Annotated in this window: 19 protein-coding genes and 1 tRNA gene; 11 read left to right on the top strand and 9 right to left on the bottom strand. The window is 73.2% G+C overall.

What is annotated here, in order from left to right; translation table 11 throughout:
• Positions 1-23 precede the first annotated feature (23 nt).
• The 3 genes from O7546_RS04375 to O7546_RS04365 are packed head-to-tail and all read left to right on the top strand — an operon-like array spanning position 24 to position 2,345.
• On the top strand, positions 24-551 hold the full coding sequence (locus O7546_RS04375; RefSeq protein ID WP_194799571.1) for a MauE/DoxX family redox-associated membrane protein: 528 nt from the start codon (positions 24-26) through the stop codon (positions 549-551).
• A complete protein-coding gene (locus tag O7546_RS04370; RefSeq protein WP_030270220.1) occupies positions 544-1,260 on the top strand; it encodes a thioredoxin domain-containing protein in 717 nt (238 codons plus the stop codon). Before O7546_RS04375 ends, O7546_RS04370 begins: the two co-directional genes overlap by 8 nt.
• Positions 1,257-2,345 (top strand): hypothetical protein, encoded by a 1,089-nt coding sequence (locus O7546_RS04365; protein WP_281600506.1) that lies wholly within the window; start codon positions 1,257-1,259, stop codon positions 2,343-2,345. The genes O7546_RS04370 and O7546_RS04365 overlap by 4 nt, the downstream gene beginning before the upstream one ends.
• A gap of 470 nt (positions 2,346-2,815) precedes the next feature.
• On the opposite strand, the gene O7546_RS04360 is transcribed toward O7546_RS04365, so the two are convergent.
• Genes O7546_RS04360 through O7546_RS04345 form a run of 4 tightly spaced genes read right to left on the bottom strand, consistent with a single transcriptional unit; the run spans position 2,816 to position 5,500 of the window.
• On the bottom strand, positions 2,816-3,577 hold the full coding sequence (locus tag O7546_RS04360; RefSeq protein ID WP_194799569.1) for an ABC transporter ATP-binding protein: 762 nt from the start codon (positions 3,575-3,577) through the stop codon (positions 2,816-2,818).
• Entirely contained in the window at positions 3,574-4,344 is a 771-nt protein-coding gene (cbiQ, locus tag O7546_RS04355; RefSeq protein WP_194799568.1) for a cobalt ECF transporter T component CbiQ, read from the bottom strand. Before cbiQ ends, O7546_RS04360 begins: the two co-directional genes overlap by 4 nt.
• A gap of 2 nt (positions 4,345-4,346) precedes the next feature.
• Positions 4,347-4,784, bottom strand: coding sequence for a PDGLE domain-containing protein (locus O7546_RS04350; RefSeq protein ID WP_194799567.1), 438 nt, complete (start codon positions 4,782-4,784; stop codon positions 4,347-4,349).
• A complete protein-coding gene (locus tag O7546_RS04345; RefSeq protein ID WP_030270233.1) occupies positions 4,781-5,500 on the bottom strand; it encodes an energy-coupling factor ABC transporter permease in 720 nt (239 codons plus the stop codon). Before O7546_RS04345 ends, O7546_RS04350 begins: the two co-directional genes overlap by 4 nt.
• A 123-nt stretch (positions 5,501-5,623) precedes the next feature.
• Here O7546_RS04345 and bcp point away from each other — a divergent pair, with 123 nt between their 5' ends.
• The 3 genes from bcp to O7546_RS04330 all read left to right on the top strand — a co-directional run bounded on the left by bcp (position 5,624) and on the right by O7546_RS04330 (position 6,837).
• Positions 5,624-6,094, top strand: a complete 471-nt coding sequence (gene bcp / locus O7546_RS04340; protein WP_194799566.1) for a thioredoxin-dependent thiol peroxidase — start codon at positions 5,624-5,626, stop codon at positions 6,092-6,094.
• 65 nt (positions 6,095-6,159) lie between these two features.
• Positions 6,160-6,245, top strand: a tRNA-Leu gene (locus O7546_RS04335).
• 64 nt (positions 6,246-6,309) lie between these two features.
• Positions 6,310-6,837 (top strand): GNAT family N-acetyltransferase, encoded by a 528-nt coding sequence (locus tag O7546_RS04330; protein WP_281600505.1) that lies wholly within the window; start codon positions 6,310-6,312, stop codon positions 6,835-6,837.
• Between the two features lie 126 nt (positions 6,838-6,963).
• Here O7546_RS04330 and O7546_RS04325 read toward each other — a convergent pair whose 3' ends face one another.
• Positions 6,964-8,004 (bottom strand): expansin EXLX1 family cellulose-binding protein, encoded by a 1,041-nt coding sequence (locus tag O7546_RS04325; protein WP_194799564.1) that lies wholly within the window; start codon positions 8,002-8,004, stop codon positions 6,964-6,966.
• Between the two features lie 54 nt (positions 8,005-8,058).
• Complete coding sequence (locus O7546_RS04320; RefSeq protein WP_269696237.1) at positions 8,059-8,358, bottom strand: hypothetical protein; 300 nt, start codon at positions 8,356-8,358, stop codon at positions 8,059-8,061.
• Positions 8,359-8,523: 165 nt separating this feature from the next.
• Here O7546_RS04320 and O7546_RS04315 point away from each other — a divergent pair, with 165 nt between their 5' ends.
• Both O7546_RS04315 and O7546_RS04310 read left to right on the top strand, forming a co-directional pair.
• Positions 8,524-9,591, top strand: a complete 1,068-nt coding sequence (locus tag O7546_RS04315) for an LCP family protein (RefSeq protein WP_228531614.1) — start codon at positions 8,524-8,526, stop codon at positions 9,589-9,591.
• Positions 9,592-9,700: 109 nt separating this feature from the next.
• Complete coding sequence (locus O7546_RS04310) at positions 9,701-11,155, top strand: sugar transferase (protein WP_194799562.1); 1,455 nt, start codon at positions 9,701-9,703, stop codon at positions 11,153-11,155.
• Here the strand turns inward: O7546_RS04310 and rfbD are convergent.
• Positions 11,124-12,002 carry a dTDP-4-dehydrorhamnose reductase gene (rfbD, locus tag O7546_RS04305; protein ID WP_281600504.1) on the bottom strand — a complete coding sequence of 293 codons (879 nt, stop codon included), beginning with the start codon at positions 12,000-12,002 and terminating at the stop codon, positions 11,124-11,126. The two genes, O7546_RS04310 and rfbD, sit on opposite strands and share 32 nt — an antisense overlap.
• Entirely contained in the window at positions 11,999-13,000 is a 1,002-nt protein-coding gene (rfbB, locus tag O7546_RS04300; protein WP_194799560.1) for a dTDP-glucose 4,6-dehydratase, read from the bottom strand. Before rfbB ends, rfbD begins: the two co-directional genes overlap by 4 nt.
• Before the next feature lie 86 nt (positions 13,001-13,086).
• On the opposite strand from rfbB, the gene rfbA reads away from it, so the two are divergent.
• Both rfbA and rfbC read left to right on the top strand, forming a co-directional pair.
• Positions 13,087-13,974, top strand: coding sequence for a glucose-1-phosphate thymidylyltransferase RfbA (gene rfbA, locus O7546_RS04295; protein ID WP_194799559.1), 888 nt, complete (start codon positions 13,087-13,089; stop codon positions 13,972-13,974).
• Positions 13,971-14,579, top strand: a complete 609-nt coding sequence (gene rfbC, locus O7546_RS04290) for a dTDP-4-dehydrorhamnose 3,5-epimerase (RefSeq protein ID WP_194799558.1) — start codon at positions 13,971-13,973, stop codon at positions 14,577-14,579. Before rfbA ends, rfbC begins: the two co-directional genes overlap by 4 nt.
• Here rfbC and O7546_RS04285 read toward each other — a convergent pair.
• Complete coding sequence (locus O7546_RS04285; RefSeq protein WP_194799557.1) at positions 14,525-15,286, bottom strand: lipopolysaccharide biosynthesis protein; 762 nt, start codon at positions 15,284-15,286, stop codon at positions 14,525-14,527. The two genes, rfbC and O7546_RS04285, sit on opposite strands and share 55 nt — an antisense overlap.
• A gap of 174 nt (positions 15,287-15,460) precedes the next feature.
• On the opposite strand from O7546_RS04285, the gene O7546_RS04280 reads away from it, so the two are divergent.
• On the top strand, positions 15,461-16,657 hold the full coding sequence (locus O7546_RS04280) for a hypothetical protein (protein WP_281600503.1): 1,197 nt from the start codon (positions 15,461-15,463) through the stop codon (positions 16,655-16,657).
• Positions 16,658-16,676 lie beyond the last annotated feature (19 nt).

Raw genomic sequence — 16,676 nt, 5'->3', positions numbered from 1 at the left:
CTTTCGTGGCGCTCGGACGACGAATGACTGTGACCCCCTCCCCCTCACCTCGGGCCGGCCGCTGGCAGGCCCTGCGGCCCTGGCTCGGCGTCGCGGCCCGCCTCGGGCTCGCCGCCGTGTGGCTGATCGCCGGCGGCACCAAGGTCGGTGACCTGGCCGCCTCCGGCCGGGCCGTGAACGCCTACCAGGTGATGCCGTACGACGTGGCCACCGTGATCGGCGCGGCGCTGCCGTTCGTCGAGCTGGCCCTGGGCGTGCTGCTGATCGCCGGGCTCGCCACCCGGATCAGCGCCGGCGTCTCAGCGGCGCTGCTCGTGGTCTTCATCGCCGGCATCGCCTCGGCCTGGGCCCGGGGCCTGGCCATCGACTGCGGGTGTTTCGGCAGCGGCGGGCAGCTCGCCGCCGGCCAGACGCCCAGCTACCTCCCGGAGATCCTCCGGGACCTCGGGTTCCTGGTACTCGCCGGGTTCCTGCTGATCTGGCCCCGCACCCCGTTCTCCGTGGACGGGTGGCTGGCGGGCGACGACACCGTGGAGGACACCGATGAGTAGTCGCAAGGGGCGCAAGGACGCGGCCCGGGTCGTACGCGAGCAGATCGCCCGGGAGAAGCGGCGCAAGCGGACGCTCTGGACCTCGATCGCCGCGGTGCTGGTGCTCGTCATCGCCGGCGGCATCGGCTGGGCGGTCTACTCCAGCCAGAAGTCCGACGAGTTCACCGCCCCGCCCGGGGCCAACGATGCCGGCACCGGCATCGTGCTCGGCACCGGGCCGGTCACCATCGACCTGTACGAGGACTACCTCTGCCCGGCCTGCAAGCAGTTCCAGCAGATCAACGGCGAGACGCTCAACCAGCTCGTCAGCGAGGGCAAGGCCAAGCTGGTGTTCCACCCGGTGGCGTTCCTGAACCGCTTCTCCACCACCGAATACTCGACCCGCTCCTCGGCCGCCTCCGGCTGCGCCGCGCAGGGCGGCAAGTTCCGTGAGTTCACCGACCAGCTCTTCGCCAAGCAGCCGCCGGAGGGCGGCGCCGGACTCAGCAACGACGAACTCGTCGACATCGGCGCGGGCGTCGGGCTGAACCGGGACGAGTTCGCCTCCTGCGTCTCCGACGGCACGTACCGGTCGTGGACCGAGCACGTCACCGACGAGGCGAGCAAGTCCGGCGTGACCGGCACCCCGACCATCAAGGTCAACGGCAGTGAACTCCAGGACCGCAGCCCCGAGGGGATCAAGTCGGCGGTGGAGGCGGCCGGCAAGTGATCGCACCCCTGCGCCGGGCCGCGCTGGTGCTCGCCGTCGCGGCCACCGCGCTGCTCACGCTCGCCACGCCGGCCGCCGCGCACGGCGCGGACGCGCCCGACGGCACCGACTACCGCGCCACGATCAGCGGCGTCGACCCGGACCGCCCCGGCCTCACCGCGCGGATGGTGGAGGCCGGCGCGCGGCTGGAGCTGACGAACGACACCGGCGCCGAGGTCACCGTGTTCGGCTACTCCGGTGAGCCGTACCTGCGCATCGGCCCGGGCGGCGTGTACGAGAACACCCACTCCCCCGCCGCGTACCTGAACCGGACGCTGGCCGGAGAGACCCGGCTGCCGGCCGAGGCGAACCCGGCCGCCGCGCCCGACTGGCGGCGGATCGACGACGGCCCCACCGCCCGCTGGCACGATCAGCGCACGCTGTGGCGGGAGGAAGCTCCGCCGGCCGCCGTCGCCGCCGACCCGGACCGGGAACATCGGGTACGCGACTGGGCGGTGCCGCTGCGCGCCGGTGACACCGCCGGAGCCGTACGCGGCACGCTGGACTGGGTGCCGCCGCCCGACCCGTACCCCTGGTGGGTCGCCGCCACGCTGGGCTTCCTGCTGATCGGCGCGGCCGGACTCGCGCCGGGCGGTACCGCCGCCGGGGTGCGGGCGCTGCGCGGGGTGGGCGCGCTGCTCGCCGTGGGCGGCGCCGCGACTGTGGCGCTCACCGTCGCCCGCGCGCTGGACACCGGCGCGCCCGGCGTCGGCGGAACGCTCGCCGAGCTGGTCACCGGGCAGGTGTGGACGCTGCTCACCGGGCTCGGCGCGCTCGCCGCGGGTGGGTACGCGCTGGCCCGCCGCCCGGCCGCCGACTTCGTGCTGGCGCTCGCAGGCGCCTGCCTCACGCTGTTCGCCGTGGCGACGAACCTGGCCGCGCTGTCCCGCGCGATCCCCCCGGCCGCCGGCCCGGCCACGCTGGTGCGGGTGCTGGTGGTGCTCGGCCTGGCGACGGGTGCCGGAGCGGTGGCGGCGGGCCTGCTGCGCCTGCGCACCGCTGCAAGAGCAGCCCGCCCCACCCCCCACCCAACCCCCACGCCCTAACCCGCCCCGCCCGCCCGCCCCGCCCGCGGCGAGATCTTGGTACCAAACGGCCCCCATAGGGGCCCTTTCCTACCAAGATCTCCACTGCTCCCACCACGCGGAACGCCAATCTCGCGTAACGGGAGGCCGTGCGCCACAACAACCGGCCGAACGAGGAACTCCCGCCCCCCAACCCCGCGATCTTGCACTTTCCGCCCCGGCATCCACGGCATTCACCACATCTCCGGGGCCGCAACCGTAGGATCACCGAGAGCTGCGAGCGCCGGGCACGCCCGAGTGGAACACCACGGGTGTCAAACCGCCCCCGACACACCCATCACGTTCCACTCCCGCCGCACGCACCCCTTGGACGGCGTGATCTTGCAGTTGCCGCCCCGAGCTTGCGGCTTTTGTCCCGGATGCCCGGACGAAAGTGCAAGATCGCGGCGGAGGAGGGCGGCACGGCGAGGGCGGGACGGGCGAGGGGCGGGTCAGGTGGGGCGGGGGGCGAAGCCGTAAGGGAGCTCCAGGCGGTGGGCTGTCAGCAGCGCCTCGTCTGCCAGCAGGTCAAGGGTGGGGGCGTCGGCGACGATGCGGCCGCCGTCCAGGATGACCGAGCGGGGGCACAGCTCGGCCGCGTACGGCAGGTCGTGGGTGACCATGAGCAGCGTCACCGGCAGGGAGCGCAGGATCTCCGCCAGCTCGCGGCGGGCGGCCGGGTCGAGGTTCGACGACGGCTCGTCCAGTACCAGGATCTCCGGGCGCATGGCCAGCACCGTCGCCACCGCCACTCGGCGCCGCTGCCCGAACGACAGGTGGTGCGGCGCACGGTCCCGGTGCTCGCTCATACCGACCGCCGTGAGCGCCTCGTCGACCCGGGCGGCCAGCTCGGCGCCGCGCAGGCCCAGGTTGGCCGGGCCGAACGCCACGTCCTCGGCGACTGTGGGCAGGAACAGCTGGTCGTCCGGGTCCTGGAAGACGATGCCGACGCGGCGGCGTACCTCGGCCAGCGTGTCCCGGTCCCGGCTGACGGTCAGGCCGCCGACGGTCACCGTGCCCTCGGTCGGGGTGAGGATGCCGTTGAGGTGCAGCACGAGCGTGGTCTTGCCCGCGCCGTTGGGCCCGAGCAGCGCCACCCGATCGCCGCGCGGCACGGTCAGGTCCACGCCGTGCAGGGCGACATGACCGTCCGGATACGCGTACCGGACGCCGTCGACGTCGAGGGAGGGCGGCTGCTGCACGTACCCGATCATTGCAGGACGAGCGCGACGGCGGCGATGGTGGCCGCGATCGCCGGCACCGTCGCGGCGGCCGCCCACTGGCCGGCGGTGGCCGCGCCGGCCCCCTGCCACACCGCCGGCATCCGGCCGGTGTAGCCGCGCGAGAGCATCGCCAGGTAGACCCGCTCGCCGCGCTCGAACGCGCGCAGGAACAGCGCGCCGACCCCGGCCGCGAAGCCGCGCAGCTGCCACAGGAACCGTGGGTCGTCGCCACGCGACACCCGCGCCACGCGCATCCGGCGGGCCTCGCCGACGAGTACCTCCAGGTAGCGGAGCATGAACGTGGCGATCTGGGTGAGGATCTGCGGGCACCGCAGCCGGTCCAGGCCGAGCAGCAGGTCACGCGTCGTCGTGGTCGCCGCCAGCAGGAGCGACGCGAGTACGCCGAGCGTGCCCTTGGCGAGGATGTTGAACGCGCCGTGCAGCCCGTCGACGGACAGGGCGAGCCCTGCCACCTCGACCCGCTCCCCCGCCCCGAGGAACGGCAGCGCGAACGCGAACAGCACGAACGGCAGCTCGATCAGCGCCCGGCTGAGCAGCCAGCGCGGGCCGACCCGGGCCAGCGCGGCCACCGCGGCGACCAGGAGCGCGTAGCCGCCGAAGGCCCAGTACGCCTCCCGGGGCGTCGCCACCACGGCGATGGTGAACAGCACCATCGCGGCGATCTTCACCTCGGGCGGAAGGCGGTGCACCGGCGAGCCGGACTCGCGGTAGAGCGCGTGCGCGTGCCCTGCGCCCACGGTCAGCGGGTGCCGGTGGACGGGGTCGCTGCGTCGTCCGCCGGGTCGGTGCTCGCGGTGGTCGTGTCACGCGCCCCGGGGCCGGCGGACGTGACGGGCGTGGCGGGGCCGCGGCGGCGGGCCAGCCAGAACAGGCCGCCGCCGAGCGCGAAGGTGAGCAGCACGCCGAGTACGCCGGACAGGCCGGTGGAGAGGAAGTCGTTGCCGATGCCGCGGACGCCGTAGTCGGCCAGCGGGCTGTCCGCCAACTCGTGGTCCTTGGCCTGCTGGGCCGGGCAGCTACCGCCGGTGATCTCGTCGTCGGCGTTGACGGTGCAGCCCTTGAGCAGCGACGAGTCGAGGCCGTCCGGGTGCGAGGAGGCGTAGTTGCTGACCACGCCGGCCAGCAGCAGGGCCACCAGCAGGCCGCCGAGCAGGAACGGCCAGTGACGCTTGCTCATCGGGCACCTCCGGCGACCGGGACGGCGGGAGCCGGCGTGGCCGGCTTGAGGGCGCGCAGCGCGTACACCAGGTCGGGTCGGACCTTGGCGACGGTGACCACGGTGGTCGCGGTGATCAGGCCCTCGCCGATGCCGATGAGCAGGTGGGCGAAGGCCATGGTGCCGGCCAGGCCGGTGAGGTTGCCGCCGAGGTCGGTGGTGCCGCCCAGCCAGTACTGCAGGACGAAGCCCTGGGACGCGACCACCACGCTGACCAGCGCGGACACGAAGGCGGTGACCGCCAGCCCGGCCGGGGTACGCGGCAGCACGCGCAGCAGGAGCGCGATCAGCAGGTACGCGGCGGCGGTGCCGAGCAGCGCCATGTTGGTGATGTTGAGGCCGAGCATCGCCACCCCGCCGTCACCGAAGACCAGCGCCTGCACGATGAGCACCACGGCGACGCAGAGCGCGCCGACCCAGGGGCCGACGAGCAGCGCGGCCAGCGCGCCGCCGAGCAGGTGACCGCTGACCCCGGCGGTGAAGATCGGGAAGTTGAGCATCTGCACGGCGAAGATGAACGCCGCCACCAGCCCGGCCATCGGAGCCAGCCGGTCGTCGAGGTCGGCTCGGCCCCGCAGCACGCAGAAGGCGAGCGCGGCGAGGGCGAGAGCCGCGAAGATCGCGGCGACCGGACCGTTGATGATCCCGTTGGAGATGTGCATCGCCAGGGTGTCCACGCGCTCAGCGTATTTCCAGGAAGGCACTGTTGCCAATATCTGGCAACAACCTCATGATGGCCGTCACCGCGCCCGCGCGTCGCCGCCCGCCGGCCGCACCGGCCCGGAGGTATCGTCACCGCCATGACCGACCGCCTCGAGCCCGGCGACCCCGCCCCCGACTTCACCCTCCCCACCGACGACGGCGGCACGCTGTCCCTGTCCGGCCTGCGCGGCCGCAAGGTCATCCTGTACGCGTACCCGGCCGCCATGACGCCCGGCTGCACGAAGCAGGCGTGTGACTTCCGGGACTCGCTCGCCTCCCTCCAAGCCGCCGGCTACGAGGTGGTGGGCATCTCGCCGGACAAGCCGGCGAAGCTCGCCAAGTTCCGCGACCGGGACGCCATCACGTTCCCGCTGGTCTCCGACGAGGACAAGGCGGTGCTGACGGCGTATGGCGCCTTCGGCGAGAAGCAGATGTACGGCCGCACCGTCACCGGCGTGATCCGCTCGACGTTCGTGGTGGACGAGGACGGCAAGATCGAGCAGGCGTTCTACAACGTGCGGGCCACCGGTCACGTCGCCAAGCTGCGCCGGGACCTCGGCCTCGACTGAGGTCGTTCCGGTCACGGCCCGGAGTACACACGCCTGCGGCACGACGCTCTAAACTCAGCGGGTCGGCGGGAGTGGCGGAACGGCAGACGCGCAGGCCTTAGGAGCCTGTGTCCGAGAGGACGTGGGGGTTCGAAACCCCCCTCCCGCACCATCAACTGTGTCACCCGCGTCACGAACGCGGGTCCGGGCCGCGTCGTCACGCGCAGGATGGCGTCGTGGACCTGCGCTTCGTACTCGACCCCGACCCGACTCCCGAATTGCGCGAGCAGATCATCGCGCTCTGGGTGGACGTGACGAACGCCGGCGGCGCCGTCGGCTTCGTCGCCCCGGTGACGGCCGACGACGTACGCCCGCTCGCCACCTCCACGCTCGACGAGGTGGCGGACGGGCCGGACCGGCTGCTCGCCGGCTACGAGGGCGAGAAGCTGGTCGCGGTGCTGGTCATCGCCGACAACCGGTTCCACCTCAAGACGCACTGGCGGGTGCTCAAGCGCGTCATGGTGCACCCGGACACGCAGGGACGCGGCCACGGCGCGGCGCTGATGCGCGAGGCCGAGCGGATCGCCCGCGGCCTCGGGCTGGCGGCGCTGCACGTGACGGTCCGCGACGGCCTCGGGCTGGACCGCTTCTACAAGCGCCTCGGCTACCGCGAGATCGGCCGCCTCCCCGCCGCGCTGCGCCTGTCCCCCACCGACGCCCGCGACGAGATCCTCATGTGGCTGGACCTCCCCACCTCCCCCTGACCCCGTCCCGTCCTCGCCCGCCCTGCCCCGCCGATCTTGCACTTTCCGCCTCCGCAAAAGCCGCATCCCGGGGTAGATCGAGGGCCGCAAGTGCAAGATCGGCGAGCTGAGCGGGCGGGCGCGGGGTCAGGAGCAGGGGGCCTGGGTGGGAGGGGTGGCGGCTGCCTGCACCAGGGGTTCCGTGAGGGCCGGGGTGAGGGTGGGCGACGGCGTGAGGGAGGCCGGAGGACTGGAGGTCTGCGTCCTGGGGGTGGGGGTCGGCTTCTTCGGGGTGGGTCCGGGGGTGGCGGGATCGGCGCCGTACATGCGGGTCCTGCTGCGTTGCACCTGGCCGGGGAGCATCCGGACGCCGGTGGCCATAACGCGGTGGCCGTACACGTCGGTGACCCGGATCTCGTACGGCCCGGGACCGGCTCCGGACGGGATCAGCCAGTAGTTGTAGTCCTGCCGCTGCGCCGCCCGCCACGAACCGTTCTGCCGCACCTCGACCGAGCGCAGCGGGTTGCCGTGGTCACCGACCAGGACGGCGAACCACCACTGCGACGAGCCCTCCTTCATGCGGAAGGTGAGCGGGCCGGGCAGCCTCGGGTTCACCACCGCGCGGTAGCTGACCTTCACCACTCCCTGCACCGGGTCGGCGATCCGGGCGAACGCCTCGGCGGACAGGTCGAGGTGACCTGGTGCGCACTCCGGGCACTGGTCCATCACGAGCACCCGGACGGTGCCGCGTGGGCCGGTGACGTCGAGGAAGCCGCCGCAGGAGGCGCCGGAGGCGTACTCGCTCGGGCCGAGCGCGACGTACAACCGGTCGGCGGGCGCGGCGGGCCGGGAGCAGTTGCCGCCGGAGCCCTCGGAGTCGTAGAAGGTGGCCTTGCCGCTGTGCGTCACGCCGACGACGGGCGGGGCGGCAGCCGCCGCCAGGGCAGCGCCGGGCGGCAGAACGGCGGGCGGAGGAGCGGCCACGGCAGCGCGCCCAGCCGGGGCGGCGCAGGCGGGGGCGGCACCGCCGCGTACCGCGAGGGTCACCGCGACCGCGGCGGCGACGGTGACCAGCCCGGCGGCGGCCAGGCGGCGACGGCGTCCGGCGGTGCGGCGCCGGTCGTCCGGGGTGGCGGGTCCGGGCGCGGCGCCGGTGGTCGGCGGGTGGGGTGCGGTGCCGTCGGTCACGCCGGTCGATGCTGCCGGACCGGCGTGCCGTGGGACAAGCGAGCTAAGCGAAAGCTAAACCGGGCGCAGCGTACGGGCGGTGGAGACGACACCGGACAGCCCGCCGGCCAGGTCGGGGCGCTGCCGCAGCGAGTCCTCCAGGCGGACGCGCCACACGCCGGTCTCGACCGGCAGCCGGGCGTCGCCGGCCCGGCGGACCCGGTCCCGGCTCTCGTCGAGGGCCACCGCCGCCGCGGGGCCCATCAGGGCACCGAGTTCGCCGCGGAGCCAGCCGAACAGCTGCTCGTCGTGGATCGCCCCGCCGATGACCCGGGCGGCGTCCCACGCCACCCGCGGTTGGTGGATGACCTGCATCTCGACTCCTCGGTCGATGTGGCATTCCTCACCATCATCGATCCGATGGCCGTCCGGCGGCAAGGCCCGGAACCGGCCACCTCACCGCGACGGTCCCACGCCGCCGGGGCGTCACCGTCCGGGCGCGGGGCCACACGGTACGACGTGACTCAGTAGCATCGCGGCATGTCAGATCGCCACCAGCTCACCGATTCCGACAGTCGTGCGCAGGGCTCCGATGTGGAGCCGGGCGGGCCGGTGGAGGAGAAGGCGCCCCGGCGCCGCCGGGGGCGGCGGATCGCCCTGATCGTGCTGCTCGTGGTGGTGCTGCTGAGCGGCGGCACCGCAGTGGCCGGCGGCCTCTACTACCGCTCGGTCGACAAGTCGATCGAGCGGGTCGACGCCTTCGAGGGCGTCCCGGAGGAGTCGCGGCCGCAGGTCGAGGCCAAGGGTGCGATGAACATCATGATCCTGGGCAGCGACTCCCGCGACCCGGAGAGCACCGGCGGCTCGCGCAGCGACACGATCATCCTGGCCCACCTGCCGAAGGACCGGTCGAGCGCCCAGCTCATCTCGATCCCCCGCGACACCTGGACGGCCGTCCCGAAGTCGAAGGAGGGCCGCGGCGGTCGTGACGCGAAGATCAATGCCGCGTACGCCTGGGGCGGTGTGCCGCTGATGGTGCAGACGGTGGAGAAGTTCAGCGGCGTACGGGTGGACAACGTGGCGATGGTCGACTTCGCCGGCTTCAAGGAGATCATCGACGCGCTCGGCGGTGTCGAGATCGACGTGGAGAAGGGCTTCACCACGAAGTACTCACTGATCGGCACGCGGACCTTCGAGAAGGGCCGGCAAACGATGGACGGGGCCGCCGCGCTGGACTACGCGCGGGAGCGGCACGCCTTCCCGGACGGCGACTTCGCGCGTATCCGGCACCAGCAGCAGGTGATCAAGGCGATCCTGGACAAGGCCGCCTCGGGCGGTGTGCTGACCAACCCGGCCAAGCTGAACTCGTTCGTCCGCGCCACGTCCGACTCGGTGGCCGTCGACAAGTCACTGTCGCTGGTGGACCTCGCGATGGAGATGCGGGGCCTGCGCGGCGGCAACCTGACGTTCTTCACCTGCCCGGTCAAGGGCACCGGCCGGGTCGGCAGCGAGAGCGTCGTGTTCCCCGATCCGGCGCGCTCGAAGACGCTGTTCGACGCGGTGCGCCGCGACTCGGTCCCCGAGATCCTCGCCATCAGCGGAAAGTAGGACGTCGATCTGCCATGCCGGTGCTGGCGGCGGGGCGGGGTCGCTCGTATCCTGCGATCGCCGTCGGTCTCTGTATCCGGGCCGGCGGCGTCACGGGGGAGGATCGACCATGCCACGCCTGCCGGCGTTCGAGCATCCGTCTGCGCCGCCGTCCGGTGTGGCCATGAACACGCCGATGGACAGCGGCATGGACACGACCACTGTGCTGCCGTACGCGGGGTCGCGGGCGTCGACGCGTACCCGTCGGTTGCGGGCCTGGATGGTGACCGCGCCCATCGACGTCGCGGCGCTGCTCACGCCGCTGCTGCTGACTCAGGACTACTGGCGTGGCACGTTGTTCAACGCCGCGCTCACAGTGGGCCTGTTCGCCGCGGGCGGGCTCTACCGGCCGCGGCGGCACATCAGCATCCTGGACGAGCTGCCGAGCCTCGGCGGCCGGCTGCTGGCCTCCGGCGCGGTGGGTGCCATCATCGCGGCGCTGCGGCACGACTCGGTGCCGCACGTCAGCGGGTTCATGCGCGGCGTCGCGCTCTCCGCCGGCCTGGTGATCGTCGGACGGGCGCTGAACAGCCGGCTCATCCTGCTGGCCCGCAAGCGGCGGTGGGTGGAGCACAACGCGATAGTGATCGGCGGCGGGCCGATCGGCGGTGAGCTGGCCCGGCTGCTGCGCCGATACCCGCAGTACGGGCTGCGGTTCGTCGGCGCTGTCGACGCCCCGTCACGGCCGCGGATCGGCGCGTTGCCGCTCATCGGCACGATCGACGACCTGGAGAAACTCGCCGACATGCTGGAGTGCGAGGTCCTCGTCATCGCGGACCCGGACTGCTCCGAGGCCGACCTGATGGAGGCGCTGCTGCGTCCGGCCAGTTCCCGCTGTGACCTGTGGGCGGTGCCGCGCCTGTGGGGGTCGCGGTCGCAGGGCGGCTACCCCGACCACATCGGCGCCATCCCGATCATCAAGATCGGCGACACCACGCTCACCGGGCCCCGGTGGCGGCTCAAGCGCGCCTCCGACGTGGTGTTCGCGGTGACCGCCCTGCTGGCGCTGAGCCCGCTGCTGCTGCTCTGCGCCGCCGCCACGTTCCTCGACGGCGGCCGGGGCGTGTTCTTCCGTCAGGAGCGCATCGGCCGGTACGGCAAGCCGTTCCACGTGATCAAGTTCCGGTCGATGCGCCCGGCCGACGAGCTCGAGTCGCAGACCACCTGGTCGATCGCGCACGACGAGCGGGTCGGGCCGATCGGGCGGTTCATGCGGCGGACCTCGCTGGACGAGCTGCCGCAGCTGTGGAACATCCTGCGCGGCGAGATGAGCGTGGTGGGGCCCCGGCCGGAGCGGCCGTACTTCGTGGAGAAGTTCTCCATGGAGTACCCGAGGTACGCGATGCGGCACCGCGTACCGGTCGGACTCACCGGGCTGGCTCAGGTCAGCGGCCTGCGCGGGGACACGCCGATCTCGGACCGGGCGCGGTTCGACAACTACTACGTCGAGAACTGGTCGCTCTGGCTCGACATCAAGATCGTGCTGCGTACCGTCACCGAGGTGTTCCGGGGCGGAGGGCGCTGAGCGCCTCGGCCAGGTCCGCGTGCCACTCACCCGGCGGCGGCAGCTTCGCGGCGGCCCACCGGCCGTGCGCCAGCACGCTGTAGCGGGGGCGCGGCGCCGGGCGCGGGAAGCTGTCGCTCGTCGTCCGCCGGACCCGGTCCGGGTCGAGACCACGCAGGGCGAAGACGGCGCGGGCCAGGCCGTACCAGGTGGTCTCGCCGGCGGCGGTGCCGTGGTACGTCCCCGGTGCCGCGTCGCCGGCGAGCGCCGCGTCGGCGAGCGCCACGAGACGCTCCGCGAGCCGGTACGACCAGGTCGGCTGGCCGCGCTGGTCGTCCACCACGTCGAGCCGGTCGCGTTCGGCCGCCAGCCGCAGCATCGTGGTGACGAAGTTGCGCCCGTGGGTGGCGTAGAGCCAGGCGGTGCGCACCACGTACCCGGTCTCGGGCAGCAGCCGGGCCACCGCCCGCTCCCCGGCGAGCTTGCTGCGCCCGTACGCGTTGACCGGGCCGGTCGGAGCATCCTCCGGGTACGGCTCGGTGGCGTCCCCGGCGAACACGTAGTCGGTGGAGACGTGCACGAGGCGCGCGCCGGACACGGCACAGGCGCCGGCCAGCGCGGCCACCGCGTCGCCGTTGACGGCGGTGGCGTCCCGCTCGCGCGTCTCGGCGCCGTCCACGTCGGTCCACGCGGCGGCGTTGAACACCACGTCGTGGCCGCCCACCGCGTCCCGGACCGCGTGCGTGTCGGTGACGTCGAGGTCGGCGTGGCCGGCGGCGGTGACGGACAGGTCCGGCCGGGTCCGCAGCACGGCGAGCAGGTCCCGCCCGAGCATCCCGCCCGCGCCGGTGACCAGGATCCGGGTCATTCGGGGCCGGCCGTCTTCAGCGGCTCCCACCAGGCCCGGTTCTCCCGGTACCAGCTGATCGTCTCGGCCAGGCCCCTCTCGAGGTCGATGCTCGGGGCGTACCCCAGCTCGCTGCTGATCTTGCTGATGTCCAGCGAGTACCGGCGGTCGTGGCCCTTGCGGTCGGTGACCGGCACGACCCGGTCCCAGCCGGCCCCGCACGCCGCCAGGAGCCGCTCGGTGAGCTGCCGGTTGGTCAGCTCGGTGCCGCCGCCGATGTGGTAGACCTCGCCGGCCCGCCCCTTCTCCTGCACCATCGCCACGCCCCGGCAGTGGTCGTGCACGTGCAGCCAGTCCCGGACGTTGCCGCCGTCGCCGTAGAGCGGCACGGTGCCGCCGTCGAGCAGGTTGGTCACGAACAGCGGGACGACCTTCTCCGGGAACTGGTACGGCCCGTAGTTGTTGGAGCAGCGGGTCACCACGACGTCCAGGCCGTGGGTGCGGTGGTAGGACAGCGCCAGCAGGTCCGACCCGGCCTTCGACGCGGAGTACGGCGAGTTCGGCGCCAGCGGCCAGTCCTCCGTCCACGAGCCGGAGTCGATCGAGCCGTACACCTCGTCGGTGGAGACGTGCACGAACCGGCGGACGCCGTGCCGCAGCGCGGCGTCCAGCAGCGTCTGGGTGCCGAGGACGTTCGTGGTGACGAACGGTGCCGCGCCGGTGATCGAACGGTCCACGTGCGACTCGGCGGCGAAGTGGACGATCACGTCGTGGCCCGGCACCACCTCGTCGACAAGTGCCGGATCGCAGATGTCACCGTGGACGAAGCGCAGCCGGGGATCGTCGCGTACCGGTGCCAGGTTCGCCAGGTTGCCGGAGTAGGTGAGCTTGTCCAGCACGGTGAGCGCGGCCGGGCCCTCGACCGGCACCCCGGCCGCGTCGCCGCCGGGTACGCCCAGCAGCATCCGCACGTACTCCGACCCGATGAAGCCGGCGCCGCCGGTGACGAGGATCCTCACGGGTCGTGGAGTCTACGCCGTAGCGGCAGCCCGGGCGGGACGTCGACGGGCCACGGGGGCGGCGGCGTCGCGGGTAGTCTCCGCGGGTGCGCGGAATCCTTCTCGCCGGTGGCACCGGATCCCGGCTCTGGCCGATCACCCGGGCCGTCTCGAAGCAACTGATGCCGGTGTTCGACAAGCCGATGGTCTACTACCCGCTCTCCACTCTGGTGATGGCCGGGGTGCGGGAGATCCTGGTGGTGACCACACCGGAGGACCGCGCCCAGTTCGAACGGCTGCTCGGCGACGGCAGCCAGTGGGGGCTGCGCCTGACGTACACCGAGCAGCCCCGCCCGGAGGGCATCGCGCAGGCGTTCCTGCTCGGCGCCGACTTCGTCGGCGAGGAGTCGGTGGCGCTGATCCTCGGCGACAACATCTTCCACGGCGTCGGGCTCGGCCGGCAGCTCGCGCAGCACGGCGAACCGGCCGGCGGGCGGGTCTTCGCGTATCCGGTGGCGAATCCGCAGGACTACGGCGTGGTCGAGTTCGACGACGCCGGCCGGGTGCTGTCGATCGAGGAGAAGCCGGCCCGCCCCCGGTCCCGGTACGCGGTGCCGGGCCTCTACTTCTACGACAACCGGGTGGTCGACATCGCCCGCAAGCTGACCCCGAGCCCCCGGGGCGAGCTGGAGATCACCGCGATCAACGAGACGTACCGGGCGTGGGGCGAGCTGACGGTGACAGTGCTCGACCGGGGCACGGCGTGGCTGGACACCGGCACGTTCGCGTCGATGATGCAGGCCGCCGAGTTCGTCCGGGTGATCGAGGAACGCCAGGGCATGAAGATCGGCTGCGTCGAGGAGGTCGTCTGGCGGTCCGGGCTGATCGACGACGAGCGGCTGCGGATGCTGGCCCATCCGCTGACCCGCAGCGGCTACGGCGAGTACCTGCTGGGCCTGCTCGCCGACCGGTCCGGGACGGGGGGCGCATCGTGAAGATCCGTCCGCTGGGCATCGAGGGCGCCTGGGAGGTGACCCCGCGCCTGCACGGCGACCCGCGCGGCCAGTTCCTGGAGTGGTACCGCTTCGATCGGCTCGCCGAGGCGGTCGGGCATCCGCTGCGGCTGGCGCAGGGCAACCTGTCCGTGTCGGCGCGGGACGTGGTGCGCGGCATCCACTTCGCCGACGTACCGCCCGGGCAGGCCAAGTACGTCACCTGCGTACGCGGGGCGGTGCTGGACGTGGTGGTGGACGTGCGGGTCGGCTCGCCGACGTACGGCCGGTGGGAGGCGGTACGCCTCGACGACACCGACCGGCGGGCCGTCTACCTGGCCGAGGGGCTGGGGCACGGGTTCTGCGCGCTCACCGACGACGCGACGCTCAGCTACCTCTGCTCCGCCACGTACAACCCGGCGGCCGAGCACACGGTGCACCCGCTCGATCCGGACCTCGGGATCGACTGGCCGGCGGCGACGCCGCTGCTGTCCGAGCGGGACGCGTCGGCACCGCGCCTGGCCGAGGCGCGGGCGGCGGGCCTGTTGCCCGGCTACGACGCCTGCCGCTCCTTCACCGAAGCGTTGGACATCCGGCCGTCGCTCTGACCCGGCACACCCGCCGGCTCCGCGACGGCGTCGGCCGGACGGCGGCGCGCCACCGTCGCCCAGAGCGCCCGCACGTCCGCGCTCACCGGAGTGCCGGCCCGGCGGTAGCCGAGCACCAGCGCGATGCCGACCCCGACGGCCAGGCCGCCGAGCGCGCCGCCGAGGGCGTACCACTGCCACCGCACCGGCTCGGGACGCGGTGGCGGCGCGGCGGCCCGGACCACCGCGACGTGGGCCTTGAGCCCGAGTCCGGCGGGCGGCAGGTCACGTTCGGCGATCCGTTGCAGTTCGGCGGCGAGCGCGGCGGCGATCGCCGCGGCCGTGCCGGCGGAGCGGTCGGTGACCGCCACGTCGATCGCCAGCGAGTTGACAGTGGACGATGCGACGACGCGGCCGGCCAGGTCGTCGGTGGTGTACGGCAGTCCGAGCGAGTCGATCACCGGGCGGGTCAGCCGGGGCGTGTTCATCATGGTGGCGTACGTCTTCACCCGCCGCTGCATCAGCCGGCCCGCCTCGTCCGCAGGCGGGCGGGGCTGGGGCTCGGCCGACTTCTCGGCGGCGAACGTGACGAGCATCTGGGTCTCGGCCCGGTAGACCGGCGGCCGGCGTTCGGCGAGGACCCCGGTGCACGCGCCGCACAGCAGCGTCAGCGCCAGCACGATCGGCCACCGCCTGCCGATCGTGTCGCGGAAGTGGGCGAGGTCCACGACGCGTCACCCTACCGGCGGGGTGGAGCCCTGGGCGTACCCGCCCGCCGGGTCCATTGCGCGGCGGCGCTCATGTCGGGTAGAACAGGCCCGCACACATCCGCGCATCTCGGGGGAAGATCGAGTGGATTCCGCGTGGCCGGCTCGTGGCCGGCGCCGGCGCCTGGGCGCCGGGTGTTAGGCCGACTCCGGCGGATCGTCTCCCCCGAGCGTCTCTATCTGGTCGCCCTGGGCCTGACCGGCCTCGCCGCGCTGGTGTCGGTGACGCTGCCGGCGGCGGAACGCGGCGAACTCGCGGCGAACATGGTCAGCGCCACAGTGGGCGCGGCACTCGGCGGCCTGTCCGTCGACACGTTCCTGCTGTCCCGCCCGGCCGGCTGGATCATGTCGCGCGGTCGCCTGTGGATCGCCGGCATCCTGACCGTGTCACTCGGCCTCACCGCGCTGGCCGCGGCGCTGCTGACCACGCTGGCCGGGCTGGGCAGCCACCCGGTCGGCATCGGGGCGGGTTGCGCGCTCACCGTGTTCAACACTGCTGCCTCGCTCGGCCTGCGCCTGAAGCGGTTCTGGTTCGTCTACACCATGCGGGCGCTCGGCGGTGCGGTGCTGGTGGCCGGGTACGGGCTGCTGTGGCTGGGGCACCGGCTCGACGGTGGCCTGTGGAGCGTCCTCTGGCTGGGCGTGCAGGTCGCCACCGCGACGGTGCTCGGCGTGGCGGTGCTGGGCTGGGCGCGGCGGTTCGGTCCGGTGCCGGCGGCGACGGCCGGGCGTACGGAGTACCGCGCCGACCTGCTCGCGGTGGGCCGGCTGCACGTCGGGGTGTGCGCGCAGATGCTGACGTACCGGCTGAGCCAGGTCCTGGTGGCCCGGTTCGCCGGCGCGGGCGCGCTCGGCGTGTTCGCGCTGGCGGTCGCCGCGCTGGAGTTCGCGCAGTCCGGCGCGGTGGTACGGGCGCAGCGGATCCTGGCCGAACGCGACCCGGACGCGATCGGCGACCACGGCCGCGACGTGGTCAGGTCGGCGCTGCCGATCGCCGCGCTCGCCGTGATCGGTCTGGCGGTGCTCGGCGTGCTGGCGCCCGACTACCACGACGCCTGGATCTTCGGACTGCTCCTGCTGCCCGGCACGCTGGCGTTGTCGGCCGGCAAGACGTGGAGCGCGGCGCTGCTCAAGCGCGCGGGCGAGCGGGCCACCACCGCCGTGGCCCTGGTCACCATGTCGGTGTCGGTGGTGCTGTACGTTCTGCTCATCCCGTGGGCCGGCGCGCTCGGCGCCGCGGTCGCGTCGTCTGTCGCCTACGGCGTCTACGCGTTGCGCACCCGGCAGCGACTCCAGCGGTCCACGCACCTCCTCGTCAATCGGATGGCCTAGCGGTGGACGTCTCAATCGT

The sequence above is a fragment of the Micromonospora sp. WMMA1976 genome (assembly GCF_027497335.1).
GTDB lineage: Bacteria > Actinomycetota > Actinomycetes > Mycobacteriales > Micromonosporaceae > Micromonospora > Micromonospora aurantiaca.
This window is presented reverse-complemented; position numbering and strand designations above follow the sequence as displayed.

Excerpts from the sequence above, each read along its gene's own strand:
- O7546_RS04375 (WP_194799571.1), top strand. The coding sequence starts at position 24 with ATGACTGTGACCCCCTCCCCCTCACCTCGGGCCGGCCGCTGGCAGGCC.
- O7546_RS04370 (WP_030270220.1), top strand. The coding sequence starts at position 544 with ATGAGTAGTCGCAAGGGGCGCAAGGACGCGGCCCGGGTCGTACGCGAG.
- O7546_RS04360 (WP_194799569.1), bottom strand. The coding sequence starts at position 3,577 with ATGATCGGGTACGTGCAGCAGCCGCCCTCCCTCGACGTCGACGGCGTC.
- O7546_RS04350 (WP_194799567.1), bottom strand. The coding sequence starts at position 4,784 with ATGAGCAAGCGTCACTGGCCGTTCCTGCTCGGCGGCCTGCTGGTGGCC.
- bcp (WP_194799566.1), top strand. The coding sequence starts at position 5,624 with ATGACCGACCGCCTCGAGCCCGGCGACCCCGCCCCCGACTTCACCCTC.
- O7546_RS04320 (WP_269696237.1), bottom strand. The coding sequence starts at position 8,358 with ATGCAGGTCATCCACCAACCGCGGGTGGCGTGGGACGCCGCCCGGGTC.
- O7546_RS04315 (WP_228531614.1), top strand. The coding sequence starts at position 8,524 with ATGTCAGATCGCCACCAGCTCACCGATTCCGACAGTCGTGCGCAGGGC.
- O7546_RS04310 (WP_194799562.1), top strand. The coding sequence starts at position 9,701 with ATGCCACGCCTGCCGGCGTTCGAGCATCCGTCTGCGCCGCCGTCCGGT.
- rfbD (WP_281600504.1), bottom strand. The coding sequence starts at position 12,002 with ATGACCCGGATCCTGGTCACCGGCGCGGGCGGGATGCTCGGGCGGGAC.